Source organism: Clostridium sp. HV4-5-A1G (assembly GCF_900184915.1).
Taxonomy (GTDB): Bacteria; Bacillota; Clostridia; order Clostridiales; family Clostridiaceae; genus Clostridium_B; species Clostridium_B aromativorans.
This window is the reverse complement of the sequence record NZ_FXYI02000189.1, coordinates 1-6,435: the sequence shown is the minus strand read 5'-3', so window position 1 is coordinate 6,435 and position 6,435 is coordinate 1. Positions and strand designations below refer to the sequence as shown.

General features: G+C 31.8%; 6 protein-coding genes. All 6 read right to left on the bottom strand.

Going from position 1 to position 6,435, the window contains the following annotated elements; genetic code table 11:
• Window positions 1-112 precede the first annotated feature (112 nt).
• The 6 genes from J5G60_RS15610 to dnaG all read right to left on the bottom strand — a co-directional run bounded on the left by J5G60_RS15610 (window position 113) and on the right by dnaG (window position 6,363).
• A complete protein-coding gene (locus J5G60_RS15610; protein ID WP_150357239.1) occupies window positions 113-826 on the bottom strand; it encodes a zinc ribbon domain-containing protein in 714 nt (237 codons plus the stop codon).
• 85 nt (window positions 827-911) lie between these two features.
• Window positions 912-1,727, bottom strand: coding sequence for a Nif3-like dinuclear metal center hexameric protein (locus J5G60_RS15605; RefSeq protein ID WP_150357238.1), 816 nt, complete (start codon window positions 1,725-1,727; stop codon window positions 912-914).
• On the bottom strand, window positions 1,727-2,407 hold the full coding sequence (locus J5G60_RS15600) for a tRNA (adenine(22)-N(1))-methyltransferase (RefSeq protein ID WP_150357237.1): 681 nt from the start codon (window positions 2,405-2,407) through the stop codon (window positions 1,727-1,729). Before J5G60_RS15600 ends, J5G60_RS15605 begins: the two co-directional genes overlap by 1 nt.
• A 65-nt stretch (window positions 2,408-2,472) precedes the next feature.
• Entirely contained in the window at window positions 2,473-3,363 is an 891-nt protein-coding gene (locus J5G60_RS15595; RefSeq protein ID WP_378061849.1) for a PH domain-containing protein, read from the bottom strand.
• 130 nt (window positions 3,364-3,493) lie between these two features.
• The gene (gene rpoD / locus J5G60_RS15590) at window positions 3,494-4,579 is read right to left on the bottom strand and encodes an RNA polymerase sigma factor RpoD (RefSeq protein ID WP_150357236.1); all 1,086 of its coding nucleotides are present in this window, start codon (window positions 4,577-4,579) and stop codon (window positions 3,494-3,496) included.
• Window positions 4,579-6,363 carry a DNA primase gene (dnaG, locus tag J5G60_RS15585; RefSeq protein WP_179976981.1) on the bottom strand — a complete coding sequence of 595 codons (1,785 nt, stop codon included), beginning with the start codon at window positions 6,361-6,363 and terminating at the stop codon, window positions 4,579-4,581. Before dnaG ends, rpoD begins: the two co-directional genes overlap by 1 nt.
• Window positions 6,364-6,435 lie beyond the last annotated feature (72 nt).

Genomic DNA, 6,435 nt, shown 5'->3' with positions numbered 1-6,435 from the left:
AAATGATATAGAAAAAATACACAAATTTGTATAAACTTATAAAAATAACTGAAAATTAATTTTCAGTTATTTTTATATTACAGAATATTGACTGAGAGAGTATATATGAATTTTATTCGTCATGGCCGCTGTAGTATATTATTCTTCCACAATTATCGCAATAAACTATATCTTTGTTATTTTTGATATCATCTATGGTAATGGCAGATACTTTCATTTTGCAGCCAGAACATACTCCATTTGATAATTTCGCAGCTCCCGTACCTTTAAGTTCACATAATTCATTGAATTTATCCAATAATTTTTTAGGAACTTTCTTTTCACAATTCAATATACTATCTTCAGCTTTTTTTATTTCCATTTTTGATTTAATTATTTTATCACTACTGACTTTTTTATTTTTATAAAATTCATTTTTTATATCAACTAATTCTTTCCTGAGCATATCCCTTTCTTTCAATAAATTTTCCTCATCATACAATCTGTTTAAGCTGTCTTCTTCTAAGGTTCTGATCTCACCTTTTTTTAATTCAATAGATTTTTCCAAGGTACTTATAAATTTTAAATCATATTTTAAATTTCCATAGAGTTTGCTTTCCTCCTGCATTACTTCTCTTTTCATATCCTCGAGTTTTTTCTCCAGTTGTTCAATATTCTTTTCAACTTCATTGAGTTTGGAATCCACGAGTTTATACTTTGACTTTTTCTCCTCAAATTCTTTTTTTACTCTTCTTATAAAATTATTATTGGATTCTCCTTTTAAAGCTTCCCTGGTTCTTTTTATAATCTCTCTATTCCGTTGAATTTCAAAAAGCAAATTTAACATTTATTTTTCCCTCCTGTTTTTGTAAACCTAAACCCTAGAATCACTTGATATAAACAAAAAAGTAGAAATGAATTCAAGTTCATTTCTACTTACACTTATAGGGATCCCTATTGACTTTTGATAAGATAACACTGTTCTCAAATCCAAGGGATTTTATTTCATTTTGCAAAAATACTGCTACCTTTTTCATGGCAGGCCATTCAGTTCCAAAGTGACCCGCATCAATTACAGCCATACCCTGTTCCTCAAAATCACTTACATAATGATAAGTAGTATCTCCAGTAATTATACAATCGGCTCCCTGTAATCTGGCTTCATTAAAATAACTTTGTCCGCTTCCATTTACCACTGCCACTTTTTTTATAAGTTTAAACTCATTTCCCGCATATCTCACTGAAGGTATTTCCAGACATCTTTTCACTCTGCTGCAGAGTTCACTTAAAATAATTGGCTCTTTCAACTGGCTTATCCTTCCTATTCCATCTTTAAATTCTGCCCTGTTCTCAGTCTTCATGGGTTCGATAATATCATCTGAATCTAAACCAAGCAATTCCACAATCATGTCATTTATTCCTCCCTCTGCAGAATCGAGATTGGTATGACAGGAATATACATTTATATGGTTTTCTATTAATTTTATTATTTTTTCACCCACCAAACTGTCTGTAGTTATACTGTCCGGTTTTTTAAATAAAAGTGGATGATGGGTAAATATAAGATTGCAATTATTTTGTTTTGCCTCCTCTATGACCTTTAAAGTGCAGTCCAAAGATACAAGCATAGAAGTAACTCTACACTCCATATCACCTACCATGAGGCCCACATTATCATAACTTTCCTTGAGCATAGAAGGTGCATATTTTTCAACTATATCATGTATATCCATTACTTTCAGATACATCATATCAACTCCTGCAATCTCTTTATTTTAGTTTGTAATTCCATCTTCCTTTTATTGGCCAATTCAGTATGACCTCTTATATTCAAAATTATCCTACTATAATCTTTTATCTTGTTTTCTATGAATTTAGGAAGATATCTATGCTTTTTTTCTATTAGAATTTTTCCTATTTCATAAAATATGCTGTCAACTTCCCTTACATCGGTATTGTATTCTATCTTTATTATCTCATAAAATCTATTTTCGTCAATACACAATTCTTCATCTATTATTTTAAAACCCTTTTTATAGATATACTCTCTCAACACTTCTGAGTTCTGCATAGGTTGAAGTATAAATGAGTTTGATTTTTTAAACACATCTACGTGATCTTCTATTATGTTCGCTATGAGATTTCCTCCCATTCCCGCAATTACTATTTCCTCAGCTTCTCCCGGCCTTATGGTTGAAAGACCTTCTCCAATTCTGCAATCTATCTTGTCCTCTAAATTTTCAAATCTTACATTAAGTATTGCTCTCTTTATAGGTCCAACATTTATATCAGATGCTATGGCCCTACTGCAAATATGATTTTTTATCAAATAAATAGGAATATATCCATGATCCGTGCCTATATCTGCTGCACACTGACAATCATCCACCATCTGTGCCACAGCTTTAAGTCTTAAACTAATTTCCATACAATTCTCCAATCTTGCACAATTCACAGTTAACTATGAACTTTGATATTGAATATGACAACCCTCTATCTGAATGTACAGAGTATTCTAACCTGCATGATAAAGTAAAATACTGCCACTATTAAAGATATATATATGTACTTATAAGAATACTTTTTATCATATTTAGAATAAATATGTCCTGCATAATACATACAAAACAGTACTCCCATATTCAGGAGTCCATAGAACATCTGTTTAAATGCAAACTGTTTGCCCGTCCCAAATTTTACAGCCATAAAACTTGTATCAAAGCTAACAGGCATTTTATCCGGCAATTTTCCATACAGGTACATAATTATCGGATCCAAAGTAAGCAAAAGAACTACTATAGATGTAATTATGAAGGGAATAAAAAATTTAGGTTCCCTGTTTATCGAAATACTTTTATTCAATTTATTTTCCCATTCAAAACATCTTATTTTTCTTTTCTCCAATTCTTCCGTAAATTTTTGAAAATTTTCTGGAGACAATCCATAGTTCACAGTATCTGTCTTTAGATATATTACATTTTTAGTTGAGGTAACAAACATATAGGTATTGCCTATTTTGTCAATAAAAGATCTGCCTATCGCAAATTTATTTTTTCCATACCCTGATAATTTAACTCCTCTTACATATCCATGTGATTTTCGATACATTTGAATACTTTGAAAGGAAATTATTTCATTTTTTAATCCAAGTGCACTGGTTATATATAAATTATCTTCATCCATTGAATACTTAAGCGTACTACAGATAATAATATAATAAATCTGATATATATTTATGGATACCAATGTCAACTTTAGCAGATTATATATTTCATAGGAACTTACAAAATTTATTAAAAATATCAGTATAGCATCATATAAAATCATCAAACCTATAATAAAATACGCTCCTACTCCCTTCGCAGCTTTATAGGTAATTTTCACTCCATCATCACCCTCTTTATCAATAATTATATCATAAAATTCAGGGCTAAAAATGAATAGTTAACAGTCACAGTATTCATATATCCTAATTTCTAGTCTGAAAACAGTGAAAGCACCTTTGACTGGTGCTTTAATCTAAATAGTCCTTTAATTTTTTACTTCTACTTGGATGCCTTAGTTTTCTAAGGGCCTTCGCTTCAATTTGCCTTATTCTCTCTCTAGTTACATTGAATTCTTTTCCAACCTCTTCCAAAGTTCTTGCTCTTCCATCGTCTAATCCAAATCTCAATCTCAGCACCTTTTCTTCTCTGGGAGTTAGAGTGTCAAGTACATTTATGAGCTGTTCCTTAAGCATTGTGAAAGCCGCTGCCTCTGCCGGTGCAGGTGCTTCATCATCCGGTATGAAATCTCCAAGATGGCTATCTTCCTCTTCTCCAATAGGTGTCTCAAGGGATACAGGCTCCTGTGCTATTTTCATAATTTCTCTAACTTTATCTACAGGCATCTCCATTATCTCAGCTACCTCCTCAGGGTGAGGATCTCTTCCCAATTCCTGAAGCAATTGTCTGGAAACCCTGATAAGTTTATTTATTGTCTCCACCATATGAACAGGTATTCTTATAGTCCTAGCTTGATCCGCAATTGCCCTTGTAATGGCTTGCCTTATCCACCAAGTAGCATAGGTACTGAATTTATAGCCTTTTCTATAGTCAAATTTTTCTACCGCTTTTATAAGTCCAAGGTTTCCCTCCTGGATTAGATCCAAAAACAGCATTCCCCTGCCTACATATCTTTTTGCTATGCTGACTACTAATCTTAAATTGGCCTCTGCCAGTTTCTTTTTAGCTGTTTGATCCCCTGCTTCTATTCTCTTAGCAAGAGATACTTCTTCTTCTGGCAAGAGCAGTGAAACCTTCCCTATCTCTTTTAAATACATCCTAACCGGATCATCTATAGCTACACCTTCTGGAACTGACAAATCCAAATTTTTTTCATTCGTATCCGTTTCATTTAAATCTCCAGTTACTTCTACACCTATAGATTCAAGTGTTTCATATATTTTTTCTATCTGCTCAGGACTTAAGTCCACCTCTTCCAATTCGTCCATTATTTCTTTATAAGTTAAAGTTCCATTTTTCTTTCCCTTTTCTATAAGTTTCTTGACTAGCTGTATCTTTGAACTTTTATCCTTCATTTTCTTGCCTCCTTTAACCATTACTGCATTTCACCAATCCTTTTCTGTATTTCAATTAACCTTTGTGCCAATTCTAAAGACTCCTTTAATCTTCCTACAGACTCATATTCTTTTATTTTACTGATAATGTGATCTTCAGATTCCTCTAATCTATGTTTTTTAATCTTGTTTACAAAATTATCTACCAGACTTTTATAATCATAATTATCATATAGAACTTCAGTATCCATAATTTTTACCCATTCTTTGGATGTATCGATGTCATTACACCTTGCCTCTATCTGCGTTTTTCTCTTTTTTACATCATACTCCATATTTTCCACTATATACTTATATATTTTTTTATGGCTTTCCAATATGATATCCTTATCTTCCATTTTATCCAATGAATATTTAAAGGCCCTCTCATCTTCCAAAATCAATTTTAAAAGAGCTCTCTCTGCCTTTAAATACGCTGGTTCTAAATATAATTTTTGTCCAAAACCTGTATCTATATTCATATTTTTATATTTTTTTACATTTTTTTGAACATTGTCTCTATTTAACATGTCATAAAGCACTTGATCTCTTATACCTGTTTCCTCTGACAATTTTTTTAAATAAACTTCCCTCTCTATAGGATCCACTTTAGTTAATATCTCAAGTACTTTCTCCACATATCTTACAGTACTTTCGTTACTATCAAAATTTATATTTTTCTTTACACTTTCAATCCTATATTCTATAAGAGGGACAGCTTTATTCACAAGTTTTAGAAAATCCTCTCTCCCATTGTTCCTGACAAATTCGTCAGGATCCTTGCCATTCGGTATTTGCAGTACTTCAACCTCTAATCCAGCATCCTTAAGTATATCCATTCCACGTATTGTAGCCATCTGTCCAGCTGTATCGGCGTCATAGGATATTATAACCTTATCTGCATATTTTGCCATAAGTTTCGCTTGACTTACAGTAAGAGCTGTGCCTAAAGAAGCCACTACATTCGTTATCCCGCACTGATGAAGGGCTATACAATCCATATATCCCTCTACAATTATAAGCACTCTTGAAAAATTACTTTTTATTGCAAAATTCAATCCATAAAGATTTATACCCTTTTTAAATAGAGGAGTTTCCGGTGAATTTAAATACTTGGGTTTTGAATCGTCCAGTACCCTTCCTCCAAATCCTATTACCTTTCCTCTACTATTAAATACAGGAAAAATTATCCTATTTCTAAATCTATCGTAATAATTTTCTTTTTGACTTTTAACTATGAGTCCTGCAGAAAGCATATCTAATTCCGTAAACCCTTTATTTTTCAAAAAGTTTAACATACGATTCCAGCTGTCAACAGAATATCCCAATCCAAATCTTCTTATAGTATTTTCAGTTATACCACGATTCAATAAATAATTTTTAGCTCTTTTATCTCTTTTTAAACAGTTAAAAAAATATCTTGCAGCCGCTACATTTAATTCGTAGAGTTTTTGAAAAGTATTTTTTTTAAGACCGTTGTCTTTGTCAAAATCTATATCTATATTCACTCTATCTGCCAGTAATTTTACTGCTTCTGGAAAATTTAAATTTTTAGACTTCATTATAAATGTAAATACATTACCTGCCTCTCCACATCCAAAGCACTTGTATATTTGCTTATCTCTAGATACACTAAAAGAAGGTGTTTTTTCATGATGAAAGGGGCATAATCCCAAGTAATTTCTCCCCGATCTCTTAAGTTTTACACTTTCAGATATCACATCCACTATGTCATTTTCATCTTTTACCTTTTGAATGACATCTTCCGATATCACTAAACAACCCACCTATCTTAAAAATTAATATATTTAAATTATTATGTTCAAGAATAAATATATTCGACATAAATTACTATATTC